This window comes from Vibrio pomeroyi (genome assembly GCF_024347595.1).
Lineage (GTDB): Bacteria > Pseudomonadota > Gammaproteobacteria > Enterobacterales > Vibrionaceae > Vibrio > Vibrio pomeroyi.
Genome location: NZ_AP025506.1, coordinates 1541937 through 1563574, shown reverse-complemented (window position 1 = coordinate 1563574; position 21638 = coordinate 1541937). Strand labels below are relative to the sequence as shown.

The following is a 21638-nucleotide window of genomic DNA, read 5'->3' as shown; positions in this document are numbered from 1 at the left end:
TCTAAAAACAATAGCCAAATAATGGCACCTAGGAATTTATTCATGCTCAACGTCAGTAAAACCATTCTATTTAGCACTGCCCTATCGTTAATACCTTTGACGGCTCATTCAAAAATATATTCAGACCAAATTGTCTTGGACAAACTTGGGGAAGATGTGTGTCGCTCCGACTATCGCCCACTAACTCATACAGAAGCACAACAACACAAAACAGCGCTTATCTCTCGCATGAACGTGTGGGATATCGCAGGCCTTCAAGATGACTGGGTAATCATGGGCTCAGGCTATCACGGCCTCATTAAACGAGACCAAGACAGTGACGACACATGGTGTTATCCCAACCACCCAGACGCAGGTTTGCCTTACTATCAAGAACAGGCCATTGAAGAGCACAACAACCTCGAGGTTCAACGAGCCTTAGTCAGTGATAATGCGAGCTTTATTCGCCCATTAAGTTACTTAGCACATAACCTTGGTTACGCTTGGGTTGGCGGCGACAACGGACGCTACGTCGGCCAAGATATGGATATCAAGCAGCTTAACGATGGTTGGGAGATAAAGGGCAACAGCGATGGTTCATGCTCTGGCGAACGCTGTGACGAAAAAACAACAATCAGGGTGGATAACTTCTCTTACACACTTGATAGCACGACATTCTCGCATGATGAGGTTAACGAACCAGAACAAGCGCTGATTAATACAGTGTCGGCTTACGCGATTAATGACGGCGATGAACCAAAGCAGATCATCGTTGACCTTCATTTCGACCAATCCACCCAATGGCGTAAAACCAACAGCTTTGACCTCTCAGAATCAGTCATGGTCAACGAGAACTTTACTTGGCATCAGGTTGGGAAAACAGATGTAACCGTAGTGCTTGAACAAGACCAGCGTTTCTCTGATACCAACAATGGTTCTCGCTCTGAACCTACAGAGCGACAAGCGATCATCACAGTGCCGGCTAATTCTGTTTTGCCGTTTAGAGTCGAGTTTTATCGCTCAAGTATCTCTTATCCGTACCGCATCAAAGCAAACATGAGTTACGACGTCAGTTTCACCGGCTTCTTACGCTATAGCGGCAATGCACTAAGTTCGCACCCAACAAACCGACCAACAATCTCACACACCTTCACCATGGGTGCTAACAGCGAAGAACAAGCGAACATTCGCTATCAATGGGATCACCGTTACATTCCTGGTGAGATGAAATGGTGGGATTGGAGTTGGGCGATTAACGCGAATGGGTTGAGCAGCATGCAATATGCCGCGGGAGCAAGTGTCCGTCCCTTCTACACTCACGTAACTGGCCAGTTTAGTGCCGAATCACAATACTCTGGGATGATCGATATTGGAGAACAGCACCCAGTGGATTCATTTGATGTTATAGCAACGCTTGGTGACCACACAACCTACCACGCAGGTGAGATTGAGGTCGTGACTGACTTCGACCCAGAAGCTTTAGCACAACTTGGGTACCAAGATGCTCAGCTCATGATTAATCCTGTTCAGCACTAGTTGGGTCAAGCTTTAGGTTCCTTGTCTGACTCAATAATGGCCAACATGCGTCTAATCATCACCTTCTCGAATGGGTTAACACTGACTTAAAAGTGCAATCACAACGACACAAAAGTTTGAGTTAATGAAGCCGGCTAAAGACAGAGATCCCTAACAGGAGGAGCTATGAAATACTGTCCATGTTGCTCAACAGAGCTCATCTCACGAGATGATGTACACATTTGTCCACGTAACGAAATCGGTGACTGCTATTTTGACGGGTATGAGCAATCTCATATTGAATATCATCAGCTCAAAGACTACCCACAAGATTCAGCGTTCGATATTGCGGAGATTATTGCTGATTAACGCTTAATACGAGAAAATTTAAAACACATCTCAATTAAAGAGCGTAAGCACACTGACATGTCGGCTAAAATTAAAAGGCCCTGATGGTAGTACCATCCGGGCCTTTTATGATCTTTCTACGCCATAAAGTACAGCGGATCCAGAAGTAATTAGTTAACCATTACCACATTAGATCATCTGGGATCACGAAATCTTTGTACGGGTCATCTTCGTCTACTTCATCAGATGTTGCTGCTTGAGTATCAACGATTGACTCTTCATCGCGCATCGCAATCTTGTTTGCTACGGATGTAGGGATAACAACATAGCTCTCGCCTTGACGTGCAATACTTAAGATACCTTTACTTAGTTGCTTTTGAGTCAGCTCTTCTACGTATAGGTATTTCACCAAAGTACCATCGGTGAAGTTGTATTTGATGTCGCCATCTTTCGATTCGATTTTGTTCATCTCAATAAGCTGCTTCACTTGAGCTTTGATTTCTTTGCTCAACTGTTGGTCTTTCAGCTGTTGGTTTAACTCTTTATCTTTCGCTTGCTGCGCCAGTTTGGTTTCTTCTGCTGCCGCTTTTGCTTCACGAGCTTGAACGCGAGACTTTTTCGAGCCTTTCTTCGCCTTCTTTAATTTTTTCTCATTTACCAAGCCAGCTTTAAGCATCTGCTCTTGGAGTGTTAACTTTGCCATGACTTTCCCAGTTCAGGATTAAAAACGGCACCATCATACCTTTTTTTGAGGAATCTGTTTACTGAACAATGGCAAAATTTCTATTGATAAAGCTAGGCCGCCAGCGTTATCTCTTATCGTAAATCACAGTATCCACCTGTGACTACTTTCCGACCTATGATTTCACAAAGAACACACCACCAATAACCAACCTAAAGCTTGAAAGTGTTCCTCCTTTGTTTGCGTGCGCGCGTATCACTTATCATTCCGACAAAGCAATATGTTAGTTTTCAATGATTAATCAAATTTATAAAACCATGGCATATATCTAATATTTGGATAATTCTGATAGAGTTATAACTCCAATGTCATAACTCTTTACTACGTTATTCTTTAAATCAATCAGTAAGGATAACGTGAAAATGAAAACTCAATGGACTTGCCTGGGTGCATTACTTGCATCAGCTTCATTCATTTCAACCTCGGCGATTGCAGATACCGATGTGTACCTGACCAATAACACCAACCAAGTGATGACGATTCAAGCCAACCATAGCGGCACTGATCTACTTCAACTTGGCGACGAGTGGCAACAACATGTTGAGCAGATTGGCCCGTGGGAAACGAAGAAGCTGATCAGTTTTAATCGTTGGACAGGCGTAAAGTCCGGTAAGACGTACGAATTTGACACAGTGGTATCAAACTCTATTGGCGAAAGCGTCACGCTCAATCAAACCATGAAGGGGCACTGGTACAACTCAACACTGCAACACGGTTTGAGCGCAGCAGACGTGAATTTAACACTGCATGATGATCGCAATATCCATCGCAGCTCGACTAACGCTTTTGATGTGAATACTGAACTCGCGCTTAAAGCCGATTCAACCGCTCGCTACGATGATATTTACTACACCATCACTCCACAAAAAGTAGATGAACAGCCAGAGCCAGACGCCAACACACTGAAAGTCATGACCTACAACATCTGGGCTCTCCCCGCTATCGCTTCGCACATTGGTGATCGTTACGATCTCATCCCGCAATACGTTAAGGGCTACGACGTGTTAGCGCTTCAAGAGGTATTTGCCAACGGGCGAGATAAATTCCTGCGAGAACTAGCAAAGGAATATCCTTACCAAACTAAAATGCTCGATAAAGATGGCATCAACATCTATGACGGCGGCGTGATCATTGTGAGCCGCTACCCTATCGTCAACGAGGCACAGTACGTGTTCCCTGATTGTACCGGCACAGATTGTTTTGCTGATAAAGGCGTGAATTACGCCGAGGTTATCAAAAATGGTCAGGCTTACCACGTGTTTGGTACGCACACCGCCTCATTCGATACGGACACGGCGCGTGATTATCGTCAGCGTCAATTTAGACAGATGCGTCAGCTCGCTCAATCACTGAACATACCATCCTCTGAAACGGTGATTTACAGCGGCGATTTCAACGTGAACAAGCTTAAGTTCCCAGGTGACTACCAACAGATGTTCGCCAACCTGCAAGCCACTGAGCCTGAGTACTCAGGTTATACCGCTTCAACCTTTGACCCTCGCATCAATAACTTTGCTGGTGAGCCAATGTCTGGTGGAGAGAATGTTGAATATCTCGATTACGTGGTAGTGAGTTCAGAGTACGCGCAAAAAGCTCACAACAATAACCGTGTTGATGTTCCTCGTTCTACCAGCAGTGAATTATGGAAGCACTACAACCTTTCAGACCACTTCCCTGTTCGTGCTGTCATCAAGTAACGCGGTGAACGGATAATGCATCGAGTTATATTAATCCTAATGCTCGTCGCTGTGACGAGCATTGTTGGCTACTCATGGTCATCAAAATCGATTGAAGCACTGCACTCCTCTGTCCAACACGCAGAAGCAGAAGAGTACGTTTCTAAAGCGACTGATGACTATAGTCCCACATCAAACACAACTGGCCTTTCAGACAACTCCGTTTCGCAAGGTAAACAAGCCCAAACTGAAAACCAGCACGGAAAAGCGTATGCAGAAAACCTAACTGAACTTGAAGGTAAGCCGCTGTTAGATGAACTCAATGAGTTTTGGATGCTTTGCCAACAAGTCGGCAATTGCACTGAACAACTCGCACAGTTGAAATCTGAGTTATCGATAGAGTGGTTTGAACTATTAAATAATTACCCAAAGCTCTCGGCCGATTGGCAAGTAAGGGAAAGCACAATGCAACTCGAATCTGTAGACTCTTTAGAAGCGCGTGTTGAGATGTTTAAGCAGTCTGCACAAGAGGTATGGGGAGAGTTAGCCCACCAGCTGTTTGCCGACCAATTTGCGCATTTGGATTTTACGCTTAGCGCAAACACGCTTGAGGAAATCGAACCCACCGAGTTTGTCTTACATTTCCAAGATTTGCTCTCGGAATGGGAAAGTAAATCGGGAACGTTAAACGCAGAAACTCCAGCTCAACAATACGAGCTTGCTGTCTCGCTGCTGCCTAACAGCTATAGCTCTACTGAATTAGCGACTATCAAAGCTGAACTTCAAGAAACATATTTGGATGCAGCACAGGCCGATAATATCGCCGCGCGTGAACAACAAGTGGCGCAACAACAGAAGACTGTGATGACGTATCACGAACTACTGGCTCAATTGAAATCGACCTTAGACTCTCAACGCTCTGCAAATCATGCTAATTGGGATACACAACAATGGAACGACTACTACCAACAGCAAATAACAGAATTTCGTGAGCAGTTCTTTGAATAATATAGGTTCAGACAATCAAGCTAAGTTAGACCGTCACGAAACTGCGCAGGCGTTTTACTCAGCCACCCTTTAAACGCCCTTCTGAAGTTTGCAGGATCGTTATAGCCAAGCCTTTCACCGATGTCATCAATACTCATGCTCGTACCGAGCAATAGCTCTTTGGCTAATTCGACCCGGACTTCAGTAAGTAGTGCTTGATAACTGGAATTATGAGAGACCAGTTCTCGTCTGAGTGTGCGAGAACTGCAACCAAATTCTACGGCGAGTTGTTCTATAGTCGGGAAGCAACCTGCGGTTTGATAAAAGATCGTTTTGATCTGATTAGTTAATAGGTGTTCAGAGCCCAACGTCTCCACTATCGACTGACAAGAAGCGAGATAGCGTTTTAGCGTTGCGGCATCATGTGTGGCTAATGTTTGTGACAAAACCGAGGCGTCAAAGCGCAGTTCGCAAAAGGTCTCTCCAAAAAACACCGGACACTGAAAGCGTTCATCATAGAGCTTGGCATAACTTGGTTCAGCATAAGGGAAAGACAACGCTTTAATTGCCAATGCATCGCCAGTTAATTCTTGGAACAAAGAGAGGATTGAGCTTAAGAAATATTCGTTGCAGAACGGAAGTAGCTCCCCCACCTCCAAGGTGTTTTCAATTTGAATTACCGCGTGTTTATCATCAACAATCAGCTTAACCGAGAAGATAGGCCCGTTTAAACGCAGGTATTTAAAGCCCGATTTAATCGCCTCGCCTACATTCTGACTGGTCGATAGTGCATAGCCCAACACACCGAAATGGCTCAAGCTGGCATGTTCTCCCAACCATAAACCCAAACCATCGTGTGGAAAGCTCTGGTTAGCCGCACTGAAGATGGACAGTTTATCCGCGTAAGTTAGCTTCCCATTTGGGTTTTGCCAATCTAAGCTTTCTAACCCGGCACCAGCAAGCAGTGTTTCAATATCCATGCCTCTTTGCGCCAGTGTATTCAGTAACAACGCGACATCCAATGTGCCCAATTGGTGGCGATGCTCCGTTGGCATGTACTCCGCGATAACTTCCAATTAAATTCCCCTATACTGAACCTATTCCCACATTCATGACCATACAGCTTCAACAGCCCAAGCTAACAAAATCGTGATTGATAACCTGCTCCTGTCCGATTATGACCTCCCAATTCTACGCTACTCGTCGCACAATGCTGCTAGTTGTTAAATTTATGTGAACCATCGCAATGATAAAAACCATCCCGTCTCCACACAGTTTGATTAATTCTAATGGTCAACCGACGATTGGGCATTTCGATGGTATCCCAAAACATCTCAACATAGAAAAGTTCGACTATCGAAACACCATGGATACCAAAGCCAACCCGTGGCAAAAACACTTCCATTACAAGCAATTTCAATTTGTCAGCATTGTTACCGAGACTCACATAATCGGCGTAGCCATTGCTGACATTCGTTACCTGAGTTCGGCGTTTTGTTACGTCTACGACATCCAGAATAACGAGTTAGAAGAGTGCTCATGGTTACGACCACTAGGGTTTGATAAACAGGTAACGCGCTCACCCTTTGAAGGAATCACAAACATTGCAGGGCAAAGCATTGTGTTTGATATTGAGGGCGGGCAATGGAAAGTGTCACTCTACACAAAACTCATTAAGGCCAAGGTTTACCTAGAGCCAGAAAGCGACAGCTTACCCATGGCGATGTGCAGCCCAACCGGTTACTCGGGCTGGACCTACACCCAAAAACATAACGCGTTAAAAGCAACGGGCAGCATTGAGATTAATCAACAACCTATTTCCTTAGTTCAAGCTCGTGCTGGTTATGATTTCTCAGCAGGATACATGAGGCGTGAAACCAGTTGGCGCTGGGCAAGCATCAACGCAAAATCCAATGATACAAACATTGGCCTCAACCTCGCGGCAGGTGTCAATGAAACCGGAGGATGTGAAAACGTATTGTGGATAAATGGCACCAGACACTTACTCAATGCGGTGCAGTTTACGTTTAGTCGTCAAGACACGAATCTACCTTGGAAGATAACCTCGCAAGATGGTCGTATTAATCTGACGTTCACCCCTCTCAACAAGCGCAGTGAAAAGCTTAACCTATGGTTGCTGAAGAGTAACTTCCGCCAGTTTGTCGGTCATTTTTCAGGTTCGATTCAAGACAACGATGACATAACCCACCAACTCGATAATGTTCTCGGTTTGACCGAAGATCATTTCGCTCGTTGGTAACCAAATCTTCTGACGATTCAATCACAGGCGATGAACTCGACACCTCAAGTATTACTTCTCAACAAGGATAAAACATGAATATCGACGCATTAATCAATCACCCTGAATGGCTGCTGTTGGTATTGGCTCCGTTGTTCATGATCTGTATGTTGGCCGAGTATTTCATTGGTCAGAAGCAAGGCCGATTGCCAGACAATTCAAGTTACAAACTATCGGAAGTCATGTGTAACTTCACGCTAGCAGGCATGCATCAATTATCCGATTTATTGACCGGACTGCTGATCGTTCAGATCTATCTGTGGTTGTTTGGTTGGCGCTTAATGGATATTGAAATGGACGTGTTGAGCTTCATTGTATTAATGGTTCTACAGGACTTTTTCTACTACTGGTTCCATAGAGCAAGCCACCGCGTTCGCTGGATGTGGGCAGCACACGTCGCGCACCACAGCTCTGAACATATGAACTTTAGTACCGCATTTCGTCAAAGCCTAATGTACCCACTTGCGGGAATGTGGTTATTTTGGGTGCCATTAGTCATCATAGGTTTCGACCCTAAGTGGGTGATCTTTGTGGTGCTTCTAAATCTGGGTTTACAATTCTTTGTACATACTCAGTGGGTACGAAGCCTAGGGCCTCTCGAATACCTTTTTAATACCCCATCCCACCACCGTGTTCATCACGGCAGAAATCCGCAATACATAGACAAAAACTACGCTGGCGTTCTTATTATCTGGGATAAGTTATTTGGTACGTTTGAACCTGAAGTCGAAACCGTGCGTTACGGTGTCACCAAGCCTGTAGAGAGTTTCAACCCGATAACGGTGACCTTTCAAGAGTGGAAAGCGATATTCAAAGATCTGCAAAGCCAAAACCTAACCATGAAGCAGAAAGTGAAGTTAATGCTCTCACCACCTTCCGACTAAATAGCTTATAAAGAAGCAGCCCTCGAATAAATAACTGGCATAACAATCGACCGTGCAAACCTAATACACTTTATGAAAGTCGATAAAATTAAAGGTGAGATCGCTTACCCAAAAGTCCCCGTCCAAGTCGGCGCCTTGAACGTATCTTTTGTCGTCCATCTCTAAGGTGATAATGTACTTTCCGGCGATCAGCCCTTCTACCATGTAAAAACCGTCGCTCTCGATCTCACTCGAATATTCCGTTCCTTTCTGGATATGTTTGAAGTGCAGATACGCATTGCTCTCGATAGCGCCCTCCACTGTGCCATCGACCCCAAATGACACCACCATTTCGATATTCGCATGAGTTAATCCAACCTGTTTGGTATTCACAAACACAGGATTTTGAATCGGCGTGAGGTTCAGGTCTAGTGCCCCTTCATCAATATAGATAGGCAGATTGCTTCGAGCGGGAACACTCGAGAATTCAAAACGCCCTTTTGCATCACTTACCGCGCGTTGGTCGAGTATCTGCAGGCTGACCCCAGATATCGGTTGCTTGTGATGATCATAGACAACCCCAGTTAGCTTAGAATGGTTGTATCGGTTCCATTCGACGAACTCACCGATATCCTCATCAAAGTAGGTTTTAGCCCCAAATTCCGTGGTCATTTCCACACCGTATTGGTCTTCTGTCCCTTCCAACTTAAACAGCAGATAAGGATTCACACGCGCCTCTAAAGAGGCAGTAAACGACACATCTTGTTTCTGGTAGCGAGCAGATACATTGGTGGTGAGTTCTTGGAATACATTAAGAGGATCAAGTACACACTCTTTACATGCGTTTCTTAAAGAGAGCTCTGTGCGTTCATGATGACCAGAGCCATTAACGGTTCCAGAGATATTCCACGAGGTATCAGAAAAACCACTTTTGGCGAGCTCTACTGTGTGTAAGTAGGTATCTTCATGGATGTCCTTTGCGTATTGATAATCTCCTGCATAAGAGAGGAACAGATTGCTCGATACTTTGGCGTTCACTTTTGGCTCGACACTGAGTTCATCTTCATCGTCTCTTACGGTTAAAAAGGCCGTGAGATTTGCAAGCGACAAGTTGTATTTGAATACGTCATATTCCATCGACTCTGAATCCAGTTCATCGGTTTTATTGAGCTCAATTGACGCAGATTGATCGCTACCTAGTAAGATATCAAACTCCATTGGAAACCGATTAATGTCGGGTAACCAACCGATATGACCTGCAAACCAATGTGTCGGTAAATATCGCCCTTGGAAACCAACCAAGTCTTTGCCATGTTGCCGCCTGAAAGCGCTACCCACGGTAAAGTAATCAGCGAGCCCATACTCCAAAGACACAGCGCCCGCTCTGTCTGCACCTTCATTCCCAACCACCTGAACGCCCCACTCGTTGCGTGGCAAAAAAGCATCTTCTAAACCAGCGACGGTAATCTCTTCTTCCTGCCAGACACCTTTCGATAGGTAGTAACGAAATTTAATGGTGTCACCGGGTGAGATGTTGTCTTCTTCAACAACAAAGCGTCCAAACTCATCAGAACGATACGTCGTTTGATAGATGCCATTAACCAATACATCGATGCTGATATTGGGCTGAGTAGTACGTTCCAGTTGTAAGTTGCCAAACTCTGGCTGACGCTTTCGGTTGGTGTAATAAAGCCCATCTTCGAGTGTCTGATTCACGGTAAATACGCTGCCATCTAACAGCACGTGCCCAATTTCTAGTGAACCTTCTCCATCATGTGCTTCAACCGCAATGTTGTAATAGACAATGGGCTGATCTTCTCGCGAATCAATAGACAAGCGAGATAAGGAATGTTCGGTGCTTAGGATGGTGTCGGAAATGGCATAAACATCGCCGCCGGTTTCACTGTCGTGGTAAACAGAAGCTGCTACTCTTGTTGCTAAACCCACGGTCGCAAGCGGCTCTATGGCCGGAGTATTACTAGCACGCTTCAACTCTTCTGCTTTCTTACGGGATTCATTTTTGATCTTAGAGATCACCGCTTCCAACTCGGTTAACGAGCTGAATTCAGGAGAAACGGTTAGCCGATAGTCATCAATATCCCATCGGACTTTGGCGGGAATACAGGCTTGCAAGCTGTACCAATGAATGTAGGTTTCTGAGTCAATTACTTCAAACTTGATTGATTGGATATTGTTGTCATCGCGATTATTGTTTTCATCGCGATAACAGGCGGCTTGCTCGGTATCGACAATATAAGGAGGAGACTCTCGCCCAACATCTTGCGGCAAGTAGATTTCACAATAGCCGTTGTCATCGCATTGCCCATTCATCTCTAGCAGAGAAAACGCAGCATTTGATATCGAGATAAACGGTTCTTCGTAATCATCCATCATGACACGATAGAAACTATCACCGACTTGCCCTACTCGAACTTCGATATGAGCAGGATAAAGTTCAGTCGCCTCGCTTTCCCCTTTTGACTGCGAAAGAGCGACAAATGGAAACAATGAACAAAGCAAGGCAACTCGACAAACCAAATGTTGAAACATGAATCTTGTCGTTACTCAGTCGAGTGCACAATCACTGGCAACACACAGTTCAAGCTACAGAACACATTCGTACAAAGGCTGGTCGTTCTGCACCAGTGAAACCTTCGAGCCCTTTGGTAGCGGTTTGGTTAATTCTGCATTGCGAAGTAACACCACCTTTTCGCTGTGTTCGTCGACATTCAATTTAGCGTTGAACTGGAAATTACCATCATTCGTAATCTTGAGGTTCTGATCATCACATTGAAACTTCACATCTTGTACCTGCTCGCCTTTTTGTACGTAAACCGGTACATAACTGTTGATATGAAAGTTGAGTTGAAACGCTGAACCGTTGTTAGAACGAACCTTTCTCGATAGATCAGGCGGGGAAGCTTCAACAGCCTTCGCGATAGGTGAAAACCATAGGTAAGCTCGGTATTCACCATCTGGCATGTCGTCTGGCAATGCGTTCATGCGCAAGCGAACCGTACGTCTTTGATTGGGTTTCAGTTCACGAATAATCGGCGGTGACACTTTAATCCAATCGGCGATATTTTCAGACTCAGCGATGTTTGCGTCGGTACGAACTAAGCCACTGGCCTTTACTGGTCGATAGATTGGTTTGATCTCCAATCGAATCGGTTCATCCGAATTGTTCTCCACCACGATTTTTTCCGTCACAGAGGTATCAGCATCTAAGACAAAACGAGTTGGAGCGATTAGGAGTTGAGCAGAGGCTTGTGCCGTGAAAAGTAAGCCGAGAACACATGAGATAAACAACTTCATTTATAATTAACCTCAAAAGGAATTGTACTGGTATAAACGCCAGCGGGATGATTAGCGCCGATTTTCACTCTCGCACCAATGCAGAGTAATTTGCTTCTTCCATTGCCTTTGATTTTGGCTCGGCCTCGCTTTGATAAGCCGCAACCAAAATAAAACTTTTTAACACGAAGACGTTTGGATTTACGCGAATGGTTGAGGTACTGCTTAGAGGGGAGCGAAACCACGATCTTTTTGCCCGGTTCACCTTCTACATAAAAGCGAACTACGTAAATCTGACTATTAGCCGGATTAGCATCAGCATTTTGCCCCGATCCAGAGATATACATACCCGGAAATTTCACCTCCATATTTTCAGGAATAATTTCCAGAGCATGAAACGGGCTTGAATAAAAAGTCAGACCGATATAAATCGCGTATTTGAATAGAAACTTCATCGTAAAAATGGCTGCTCTGCAACAGCCACAATATTATACTGGTTTCATTTGATTACTGGTAAGTTACATCTACTGCAACGTTTGCAGTATAAGTACCAGCAACTAATGTTGCACTTGAAGTACGTGCAGTACCGCCAATATTAAGATTCGCATTACCACCCGTTAGGGTTATAGCGCTATTAAAGTCGAATTCTGCCGCAATCGTATTTGCACCGTTAACTAAGTTAGTATCAGAAATACTTACTGTTACTGCATCACCTGATTCTCCAGAAAGCGTAAACGCCGCAGCTCCTGCATCACCTTGAGCGATAACAACATCAGTTGTGTTATCTGAAGTGATGATCCCGAAGTCTAGATCACTCGTTTTTGTCATTGTAATTGCTTGTTTTACTTCTAGTGTTGCATCAAAAGTGTCACTCACAGCGAAAACGTTCGCTGAAGAGATAGAAAGTGCAGATACAGCAACAACCTTAAAGACTTTGTTCATTTCTTTAATCCTTTATATAAATTCGGCTTTATTATTAGGGTTACCTAATAGTCAATCATAGTTAACAATTAAGTAACAACAATCCTATTTAGAAAATATATATATTGACACTTATTTATAAAGAAATGAGGCGCAGTGAGAATAAGATCACGCAAATTGATATAAATAACACTAATAAAATAGTGGTATTTAGGTGTTTTTATTAATTAGATATAAAACTGGTTTTACACTTAATCCCCTTAATTTTATACGTCATTATTTTTATAAAACAAGATTTATTTAAAATACCCACAAAATAAATAAAAGCCATAAACAAACATTTTATTTAAATGAATCACTATATAGATCGCCGTGTTGCAATATCGTCTCACAAATGAAACAAATCAGTATTAACATCAAATTGTAATAATAGATTTTAGTATTAAGAATTTTAAACCTAAGATTTAAACATGGGTTTAAAACATAGCCTTTAAACAGTATTAAAAATGAGACACGTAGATCTATCCAACTTAATTCCCCCTGCAATCATAAATACCCAATGACTCATCAAAACTAAGTGAATTATATTGCCGAAAGACTACTAAATTGGGGAGAGCGTTAGGCATGAAGATCTAACGGTTTAAACGGTCGTCTGTTAGCTTAAACATCTGCACCTTGATAGTGACCCTGACTCTCCACCACCGCCGCTCATGTAACCGTAAACAGGTAGAACAGTTACGAAGAAATCGCCACAATTCGATTCAAAAGCTTCCTTGTCGACTCGATTGAATAGTAAAGCACCGTTTTCCGGCAATTTATTTGTGATCTGGGTTGCACGCGTACCGCATACTATCAGATACTGAACAAAACTAACCTTCAGCCACAGTAAACGTAATCCGCTTACTGTTCAGGAAATTCAATGAGTTCAGATAATCAGCCTACCTACTTCTTTTTCGATTACGAAACATGGGGCGTGAGCCCAGCGAAAGATCGTCCGAGTCAATTCGCCGGTGTTCGTACCGACCAAGATTTCAATGTTATCGGAGAGCCTTTGGTTATCTACTGCCAACCTCCTGCTGATTATCTTCCTGCACCTGAAGCTGCGCTAATCACTCGCATCACACCGCAAAAAGCCATGTCTCAAGGCCTACCTGAGCCTGAGTTTATCGCCAAGATTCATGCAGAGCTTGCAAAGCCAAACACCACAAGCCTTGGCTACAACAGCATTCGATTCGATGACGAAGTAACGCGATACACTTGTTATCGCAACTTCATAGACCCGTACGCATGGAGCTGGCAAAACGGTAACTCACGCTGGGATCTACTTGACGTGATGCGCGCCGTACACGCACTTCGCCCTGAAGGTATTGTTTGGCCAGAGAATGAAGAAGGTTACCCAAGTTTCAAACTGGAACACCTATCTGTGGCAAATGGCATTGAACACGAAAACGCGCACGACGCGATGGCCGATGTTATTGCGACTATCGAATTAGCGAAAAAGCTGAAAGCCGCACAACCTAAGATGTTTGATTACCTCTACAACATGCGCCACAAGCGCAAGTTGAACGAATTAGTCGACATCGTAAACATGACACCTCTTATGCACGTGTCAGGCATGTTTGGTCGTGACTGCAATTACACAAGCTGGATTGTTCCTATGGCGTGGCATCCAACCAATCAAAACGCGGTTATCGTGGTGGACTTGGCAAAAGATCCTAGCCCTCTGCTTGAGCTAGATACTGATGAGCTAAGAGACAGACTCTACACCAAGCGAAGCGAGCTAAGTGAAGATGAACTGCCAGTGCCGATTAAACTGGTACAACTCAACAAGTGCCCTATTCTCGCACCAGCAAAAACACTCACGGCTGAAAACGCGGAAACGATCGGTATCGACCGTCAGCAGTGCTTAAAGAACCTTGCACTATTACGTGAACACCCAGAGATTCGTGAAAAGCTGATTGGCTTGTACTCACAAGAACGTGAATACGAAAAAAGTGATGATGTAGACACACACCTTTACGATGGCTTCTTCTCTCCAGCAGATAAGACCGCGATGAACATCATCCGTGAAACTGATCCGAACAACTTGGCCGCTTTGGACATCACTTTCAGTGACGAGCGTATTAAGCCGTTGTTGTTCCGTTACCGCGCTCGTCATTTCCCATGGACACTTGATGAAGCTGAGCAGCTTAAATGGGCGAACCATTGTCGTGAGTTTTACGAGAGTCGCTTAGAAGAGTACATGCTGAATCTAGAAAACCTCGCACATGAAAACGAAAGTGACGAGAAGAAAATGGCTATCTTGAAAGCGGTTTATCAATACGTAGAAAAGCTAGCTAGTTAATTCATTATCAAGAGATGTGACACTTTGAAAGAAAGATTGATCAAACTCGTTTACTGCTTAATCTCCTTCACCTTAATCATAGGTGCTCTCACTGCAGGTAACGCGTTACAACAATATCTAGAGACCTCAATTCCAGGCAGTATTTTTGGCATGTTGATTCTGTTTACTGCCATGGTGATAGGTATTGTTCCATCACACTGGGTACAACCCGGTGCCAGTCTGATTATTCGTTTAATGATCTTATTGTTCGTCCCAATCAGTGTTGGGCTAATGGATCACTTCGACATGCTTATCGCCAATGCACTGCCAATCATGGCAAGTGCCGTTGGTGGCACGCTCATCGTATTGGTGTCTTTATCATGGTTCTTAGACCGCTTGCTTTCGAGAGGTAAATAATCATGTGGATTCTACTGACCATCGTTGTGTTCCTGTTTGCTCGTTGGGTAAGCCAAAAAGTGAACTCACCACTGTGTAACCCTTTACTGATCAGCATTGGCATCATTATTCCAATTCTGTTGTTCTTCAAAGTGCCTTTCGAGACTTACTACGCAGACAACACTTGGATCACTTATATGCTTCAGCCTGCGGTTGTGGCTCTTGCTTACCCTCTTTACGAGCAGTTGCCTCAAATTCGAGCTAACTGGCGCATTATTACCTTTGCCTGCACGTTAGGTAGTGTGATGTCGATGACAACCACAGCAATCATTGCGGTAGCTTTTAAAGCCGACCTTAGCTTGATTGCGAGCCTGTTAGGCAAATCGGTGACGACGCCGATCGCGATGGAAGTATCGAGTCATTTAGGTGGTGAGGCAGCCATTGCGGCAATATTGGTTTTGATCGTAGGTCTGTTCGGGGCGATCTTTGCTTATCCTATCTATAATCTGATTGGTATTAAGAGCCCAATTGCCAGAGGTTTAACCATGGGTACGGTTTCTCACGCTCTGGGCACCGCGACTTGTGCGGAAAAGAACCAAGAAGATGCCGCATTCAGTTCATTGGCTTTGGTGCTCTGTGGCGTTATCACCTCAATCATTGCGCCTAGCATATTTTCAGTTGTGATTTGGTTCTATTCTTAACCTAAACGATCACTGCACGATTTAGCCCAACCAGAATGCTGTGATTACAGTGTCTGTTTGGGCTTTTTATTCGCCTTTATTCAGCAATGGCTGTCAAGTCACGGTCTTTTACGAGCAATAAGTGCGATATCAACTGTATAAATGGCTCTTGTAATCGATTTCAAGTGTGACCTCACTCTAATTATGCAAGCCAATGTAACAACAACAATTCAATAGTGATCGTCATCACAGAAAATTCCTGAGCATTGCATAAACTTAAAGCCTAAGGTCAATTAAGGATTCAACATGAACAGTCGTATTACCCTGGCGCTGGAAAGTGCTCCATCATCAATGAAAGCGCTTTTAAGTGACATCGTATTAGCAGACAACTTTGACGCGACATTGTCTCCAGAACAGTTCTCTAGCCTGCTTCAAGCAAGTGGTTTAACAGATGACGAACTACGTATCGCACTACTTCCTTTTGCTGCTGCGTATTCATACGCTCCATTATCTGACTTTTACGTTGGTGCAATCGTGCGTGGTTTGTCTGGTACTTTGTACTTTGGTGCAAACCTTGAGATCGCTGGCGCACAACTTGGCCAAACAGTACACGCTGAGCAATCTGCAATCAGCCATGCATGGATGAAAGGCGAGCAAGGCATCTCAGATATCACCATCAACTTTAGTCCTTGTGGTCACTGTCGTCAGTTTATGAACGAACTGACCACAGCGAAAGAGCTTAAAGTTCAGCTTCCACAACGCGATGAGATGTCACTACAAGAATACCTTCCAGACTCTTTTGGCCCTGCTGATTTAGGTGTGACGACTGGGCTAATGACTAAGCTCGATCATAAGTACACGACTGAAGAAACAACTCCTATTGTTGTAGAAGCACTAGCAGCACTAAACCGCAGTCACGCTCCTTACACCAAAAACCTAAGTGGCGTTTCACTACAGCTGACGTCGGGTGAGGTTTTCACCGGTGCTTACGCTGAAAACGCAGCATTCAACCCTAGCCTACCGCCTCTGCAAGTGGCATTGATTCAACTCAAACTGGCGGGGTTCGACTTTGAACAAATTGAAAGTGCAGCTTTGGTTGAAATAGCTGAAGGCAGCATCAGTCACCTAGCGGATACGCAATCTACATTAGAAGCGATTAATCCCGACATTCCAGTGACTTACTTAGCAATCTAAGTACATCTGGTTAACAAAAATTTAAATAAGCAGCCCTATTTAACGGGGCTGCTTTTTTTATGTTTGTAATTAACGCCACAAGCTGCGCAAACGTTTGCTTTTGTCATTTAAATAAGTATGATCACCCCGTTTTCAATCAATCGTTCAAAAGATCGGAAGGAATTTCTATGTTTGGTACTGCTACTCGTGAAAATGCTACTCGTGTACTTCTATTAGGTTCAGGTGAACTCGGAAAAGAAGTTGCTATCGAGTGCCAACGTTTAGGTTTAGAAGTTATTGCTTGTGACCGTTATGCAGACGCACCAGCAATGCAAGTTGCGCACCGTAGCCATGTATTAGATATGTTAGATGGTGATGCTCTACAAGCTATCATTGAGCTAGAAAAACCAGATTATGTGGTTCCTGAAATTGAAGCTATTGCCACCAGCAAGTTAGTTGAACTTGAAGCACAAGGCTTAAATGTTGTTCCAACGGCGAATGCAACCAAACTAACGATGAACCGCGAAGGTATTCGTCGTTTAGCTGCTGAAGAGTTGAAACTAAGCACTTCGCCTTACCGCTTTGCAGACACCTTTGAAGATTTTTCAGCCGCTGTTGAGTTCGTGGGTATGCCTTGCGTTGTTAAGCCAGTAATGAGTTCTTCAGGCAAAGGCCAAAGCGTTATCAAAACCGAAGAAGATATCCAGAAATCTTGGGACTACGCACAAGAAGGCGGTCGTACTGGCGCGGGTCGTGTGATCGTTGAAGGCTTCATCGACTTTGATTACGAAATCACGCTTCTAACCGTTCGTGCAGTCGACGGTGTTCATTTCTGTGCGCCTATCGGTCACCGCCAAGAAGACGGTGACTACCGTGAATCATGGCAGCCACAGGTCATGTCTGACAACGCTCTGAAAGCGGCGCAATACACGGCAGAGCAAGTGGTTAACGCACTAGGCGGTCACGGCATCTTCGGTGTTGAACTGTTCGTTAAAGGCGACCACGTGATCTTCAATGAAGTCTCCCCTCGCCCACACGATACTGGCTTAGTGACTCTGATGTCTCAAGACTCATCGGAATTTGCACTACACGTACGCGCATTTACAGGTATGCCGATCAAATCAATTACTCAGTATGGCCCTTGTGCCTCTGCAGTAATCCTTGGCCAAGGCACATCAACGAATATCCGCTTTGAAGGCCTTGCAGAAGCGCTAGACGCACCACAAACGCAGGTTCGTCTGTTTGGTAAGCCTGACATTGATGGTCGCCGTCGTCTAGGTGTAGCGTTAACTCGTCGTAATAGCACAGAAACAGCAATCGAAGATGCCATTGAAAGTGCTTCGAAAGTGAAAGTGATTTACTAACCTGCTATTCAATTCTGAACAATCACGAGTTCAAATCTGAACAATAAAAAAGACGGGCTATCGAGCCCGTCTTTTTGTTGGTGTTATCTGTTGGCTTAACTAAGCAGACTGAACTTAAGCGTCTGACTCAATCAAATACACTTCTTCACAGAAGCGAGACAACCCTTTCTTCGCAATCTTAGGATGTTCATCGTCTGCGATGTCCTGATTCAACAATGTGATCTTATAACCTTCGAACAACTGATCAATTTCTAGCTTAGGCACGCTAAACGGAGGCCCAGCCATTTCGCTTTGGTCATAATCCAGCGTCACCAGAAGGATCTTACCGCCCGGTTTCAGTAGTTGTTTCAAACGCTCGACATACTGCACTCGCATCTCTTCAGGCAATGCCACTAAAGAAGCGCGGTCATAAATAATGTCAACAGGCTGAATAGGCGCTGTGAAGTAGTCACCCGTGTAAACACTCAGTTCATCGAATTGGTAAAGCTCATGCTGACCATTAATTTGAGTCACAGTCGGCGTGTAAAAATGCTCTGAGAAAAATGCGCGTACCGCGATTTGGCTAAGCTCAACCCCTTGAACCTCTTCATGTTTAGACGCTAACCAAATCAGATCTTCGCTTTTGCCACAAAGTGGGACAAACACACTCTTCTCGTAGCTAGGGTCGGTTTTTTTCCAAAATTCAATCAGAAGTGGGTTTACATCTTCAAGGTGGAAACCAATTTGGTTGGCTGCCCATTTATTGTGCCAAAATTCAGGATTATTCATCTTTCGTTCATGTTAAACAGTCATAATGCAAGGGTACAGTATAGAGAGGTAAGAGCAACCTTAGCTTGGTTTAAAGTTCCAAATTGGTTTCAATAAAATCAGAAACTGGCCGAGTTCAAAGTTCTTAAAATTGCGGAACAAACGCTTGAATTATTTGTCTATATGTTCACATTTTAAAGCGATATTAAACGTTAGAGTTGGTTTCTGCCTTAGCTAGCCCCATTTAATATGTAGTGAGTTTAGTTAAGCTGTTTTTACTCTTATGCGTTACTGGTTACCCCTTTTGACTACCCGTTTTTGTAACCTTGTATTTTGGAGTTTGAATGAGTGTATTTCTCCGTACGACGGCCCTAATGCTTCTAGTATTGAGCCGAGCGCCTGCATTCGCAGCAGCACCTGTTTCAACGAGTTCAACTGATCAATCGCGCACTCCAGCGCAAAACCAAGTTTCATCAAACGTATTCCGCCATAGCCTAAGCGGTCTATATGGCATTAAAGCATTCGACTCACGTCCGACTCAGCCTTATACCGATTTCGACATCCTTTACAGCAAAGCTCACCAAGCACAAGCTGAGCTAGAAACTATCTGTAAAAGTACTGCCCTACTAACCAATTCAGAAGCCCTGTTCGCAGGTGTTAAATCTCAAGCTCGTGCAGAAGAGAAAATTGACCTTGAGCTTGATGGCGATGTAACAAGAATTACCGACTTAGCTCGTGCAACGATTATCGCAAATGACGTAGAGAGCTTGGTTGAAGTGTACGAATCACTAAGTCGTGAAGCGGACGTTGTGAAATTGAAAAACAAGTTTAAGTCACCTGCTGATTCTGGCTACCGTGACCTTAACCTGTTAGTTCGTTTGCCTAAAACCAACATCATTGCTGAAGTTCAACTTCACTTGAAAGCGATTGCTGATGTGAAAAGTGGCCCAGAGCACGAACTATACGAAATCATCCAAGGCATTGAGCGTCACGCAATTGCAGAAAAACGCCCAATCAACGACATCGAAGCGGCGCAAATCAATAGCCTAAGACGTCAATCTTTAGAGCTATACCAACAAGCATGGCAGCCGTACATTACAACGCACATTAAAGCGGCTTAACACATAGATAGGCTAATCCAATAAACATCACAAGGGCTGCACTCGCAGCCCTTTTTAGTACTTGTTGAGTAGCCTCTCCACTTCCTATCCCAAATAATCAGATCGTTTAAATTTAGATCTCAGTCTCTTTTCTCCGCCGAACATTTCTGTTTCTATAGCGAATAAGCTTCTGACAAGAAAAGGAATTACGTCAATGCAGATTAACAAATCCATGCTTTCCTTCGCGCTACTTGCTGCGTTTTCTGCACACGCTAGTGCTGACGAATGTGGAGAGATCACCATTGCGGACATGAACTGGAACTCGGCGAGCCTGATTGCCCACGTTGACCAATTCATTTTAAATAACGGCTACGGTTGTGAAGCGGATTTAATCCCCGGTGATAGCGTCCCTACAGGCACATCAATGATTGAAAAGGGTCAACCTAATGTTGCGCCGGAGCTTTGGACTAACGGCATCAAAGAAGCGTTGGATAAGGGTGTTGCGGATAAGCGCCTACGTTACGCGGGTAAGTCTTTGGTCAACGGCGGTGAAGAAGGCTTCTGGGTACCTAACTACCTTGTTGAACAGTATCCTGAGATGACGACAATCGAAGGTGTCATCAAACACGCTAAGTTATTCGAACATCCAGAAGACGATGAAAAGTTCGCATTCTATAGCTGCCCGGCAGGATGGACATGCCAGATAACTTCCGAGCACTTGTTTAATGCGATGGGTTTAGATAAACATGGATTTGAAATGGTGGATCCGGGTTCAGGTGCTGCACTTGCAGGAACCATTGCCAAAGCTTATGAGCGTGAGAAGCCATGGTTTGGTTACTATTGGTCACCAACACCTGTGCTAGGTAAATACGATATGGTTAAGGTCGATTTCGGTAGCGGTACCGACATTGAGGAATTCCGTAACTGTACGACACAACCCGATTGTGAATCTCCTAAAGTGACCATGTATCCACCAGCACCGGTTCACACAATTACTACAGAAGCCTTTGCTAATAATGAGCCTCTTGCTTACCAATACTTTGAAAAACGTGGTTTTACCAATAAACAAATGAGCGAGTTGTTGGCCTGGATGGAAGACAACCAAGCCGACGCCGAAGAAGCCATGTATTACTTTCTAGAAAGCTCACCACAAGTATGGAAGCCTTGGGTATCAGCAAGTGTCGCCACCAATGTGGAAGAAGCGCTGTAAGGCTTATCAAAGCTAATACAA

At 44.2% G+C, this 21638-nt stretch carries 20 protein-coding genes; 13 read left to right on the top strand and 7 right to left on the bottom strand.

Annotated features, from left to right (window positions below; all coding sequences use genetic code 11):
- Positions 1-42: 42 nt before the first annotated feature.
- Both OCV12_RS06985 and OCV12_RS06980 read left to right on the top strand, forming a co-directional pair.
- Entirely contained in the window at positions 43-1515 is a 1473-nt protein-coding gene (locus tag OCV12_RS06985; protein WP_261885739.1) for an aerolysin family beta-barrel pore-forming toxin, read from the top strand.
- 165 nt (positions 1516-1680) lie between these two features.
- Positions 1681-1863: a hypothetical protein gene (locus OCV12_RS06980; RefSeq protein WP_017629754.1), complete on the top strand. Its 183-nt coding sequence runs from the start codon at positions 1681-1683 to the stop codon at positions 1861-1863.
- Between the two features lie 160 nt (positions 1864-2023).
- On the opposite strand, the gene OCV12_RS06975 is transcribed toward OCV12_RS06980, so the two are convergent.
- Positions 2024-2545, bottom strand: coding sequence for a DUF2058 domain-containing protein (locus tag OCV12_RS06975; RefSeq protein ID WP_017629753.1), 522 nt, complete (start codon positions 2543-2545; stop codon positions 2024-2026).
- 401 nt (positions 2546-2946) lie between these two features.
- Between OCV12_RS06975 and OCV12_RS06970 the strand changes: the two genes are divergently transcribed.
- Positions 2947-4281 (top strand): sphingomyelin phosphodiesterase, encoded by a 1335-nt coding sequence (locus tag OCV12_RS06970; protein ID WP_261885738.1) that lies wholly within the window; start codon positions 2947-2949, stop codon positions 4279-4281.
- A 39-nt stretch (positions 4282-4320) separates the two neighbouring features.
- A complete protein-coding gene (locus OCV12_RS06965; protein WP_261885936.1) occupies positions 4321-5268 on the top strand; it encodes a chromosome partitioning protein ParA in 948 nt (315 codons plus the stop codon).
- A gap of 20 nt (positions 5269-5288) precedes the next feature.
- Here the strand turns inward: OCV12_RS06965 and OCV12_RS06960 are convergent, their stop codons facing one another.
- Positions 5289-6323 carry an AraC family transcriptional regulator gene (locus OCV12_RS06960; RefSeq protein WP_261885737.1) on the bottom strand — a complete coding sequence of 345 codons (1035 nt, stop codon included), beginning with the start codon at positions 6321-6323 and terminating at the stop codon, positions 5289-5291.
- Positions 6324-6493: 170 nt separating this feature from the next.
- On the opposite strand from OCV12_RS06960, the gene OCV12_RS06955 reads away from it, so the two are divergent.
- Together OCV12_RS06955 and OCV12_RS06950 are read left to right on the top strand one after the other, a co-directional pair.
- On the top strand, positions 6494-7507 hold the full coding sequence (locus OCV12_RS06955) for a DUF2804 domain-containing protein (RefSeq protein WP_261885736.1): 1014 nt from the start codon (positions 6494-6496) through the stop codon (positions 7505-7507).
- A gap of 74 nt (positions 7508-7581) precedes the next feature.
- Positions 7582-8430, top strand: a complete 849-nt coding sequence (locus tag OCV12_RS06950; protein WP_261885735.1) for a sterol desaturase family protein — start codon at positions 7582-7584, stop codon at positions 8428-8430.
- Positions 8431-8490: 60 nt separating this feature from the next.
- Here OCV12_RS06950 and OCV12_RS06945 read toward each other — a convergent pair whose 3' ends face one another.
- From OCV12_RS06945 to OCV12_RS06930, 4 genes are read right to left on the bottom strand one after another with little or no spacing between them, the layout of a single operon-like run.
- A complete protein-coding gene (locus OCV12_RS06945) occupies positions 8491-10959 on the bottom strand; it encodes a carboxypeptidase-like regulatory domain-containing protein (protein ID WP_261885734.1) in 2469 nt (822 codons plus the stop codon).
- Between the two features lie 54 nt (positions 10960-11013).
- Positions 11014-11724, bottom strand: a complete 711-nt coding sequence (locus OCV12_RS06940; protein ID WP_261885733.1) for a fimbrial biogenesis chaperone — start codon at positions 11722-11724, stop codon at positions 11014-11016.
- Positions 11721-12158: a DUF4402 domain-containing protein gene (locus tag OCV12_RS06935; protein ID WP_261885732.1), complete on the bottom strand. Its 438-nt coding sequence runs from the start codon at positions 12156-12158 to the stop codon at positions 11721-11723. The genes OCV12_RS06940 and OCV12_RS06935 overlap by 4 nt, the downstream gene beginning before the upstream one ends.
- Before the next feature lie 52 nt (positions 12159-12210).
- Entirely contained in the window at positions 12211-12645 is a 435-nt protein-coding gene (locus tag OCV12_RS06930) for a DUF4402 domain-containing protein (RefSeq protein ID WP_055318636.1), read from the bottom strand.
- 898 nt (positions 12646-13543) lie between these two features.
- Between OCV12_RS06930 and sbcB the strand changes: the two genes are divergently transcribed.
- The 5 genes from sbcB to purT all read left to right on the top strand — a co-directional run bounded on the left by sbcB (position 13544) and on the right by purT (position 18560).
- Entirely contained in the window at positions 13544-14968 is a 1425-nt protein-coding gene (gene sbcB, locus OCV12_RS06925; protein WP_261885731.1) for an exodeoxyribonuclease I, read from the top strand.
- A gap of 24 nt (positions 14969-14992) precedes the next feature.
- Positions 14993-15364 carry a CidA/LrgA family protein gene (locus OCV12_RS06920; protein WP_017080643.1) on the top strand — a complete coding sequence of 124 codons (372 nt, stop codon included), beginning with the start codon at positions 14993-14995 and terminating at the stop codon, positions 15362-15364.
- Between the two features lie 2 nt (positions 15365-15366).
- Complete coding sequence (locus OCV12_RS06915) at positions 15367-16044, top strand: LrgB family protein (RefSeq protein WP_261885730.1); 678 nt, start codon at positions 15367-15369, stop codon at positions 16042-16044.
- A 285-nt stretch (positions 16045-16329) separates the two neighbouring features.
- Complete coding sequence (gene cdd, locus OCV12_RS06910; protein WP_261885729.1) at positions 16330-17217, top strand: cytidine deaminase; 888 nt, start codon at positions 16330-16332, stop codon at positions 17215-17217.
- Positions 17218-17384: 167 nt separating this feature from the next.
- On the top strand, positions 17385-18560 hold the full coding sequence (purT, locus tag OCV12_RS06905; protein ID WP_017069826.1) for a formate-dependent phosphoribosylglycinamide formyltransferase: 1176 nt from the start codon (positions 17385-17387) through the stop codon (positions 18558-18560).
- Between the two features lie 114 nt (positions 18561-18674).
- On the opposite strand, the gene OCV12_RS06900 is transcribed toward purT, so the two are convergent.
- Positions 18675-19328: a thiopurine S-methyltransferase gene (locus OCV12_RS06900; protein ID WP_261885728.1), complete on the bottom strand. Its 654-nt coding sequence runs from the start codon at positions 19326-19328 to the stop codon at positions 18675-18677.
- Positions 19329-19651: 323 nt separating this feature from the next.
- Here OCV12_RS06900 and OCV12_RS06895 point away from each other — a divergent pair, with 323 nt between their 5' ends.
- Entirely contained in the window at positions 19652-20428 is a 777-nt protein-coding gene (locus tag OCV12_RS06895; protein ID WP_055318633.1) for a RelA/SpoT domain-containing protein, read from the top strand.
- A 193-nt stretch (positions 20429-20621) separates the two neighbouring features.
- Positions 20622-21617: an ABC transporter substrate-binding protein gene (locus OCV12_RS06890; RefSeq protein WP_261885727.1), complete on the top strand. Its 996-nt coding sequence runs from the start codon at positions 20622-20624 to the stop codon at positions 21615-21617.
- The last annotated feature ends 21 nt before the right edge of the window (positions 21618-21638 follow it).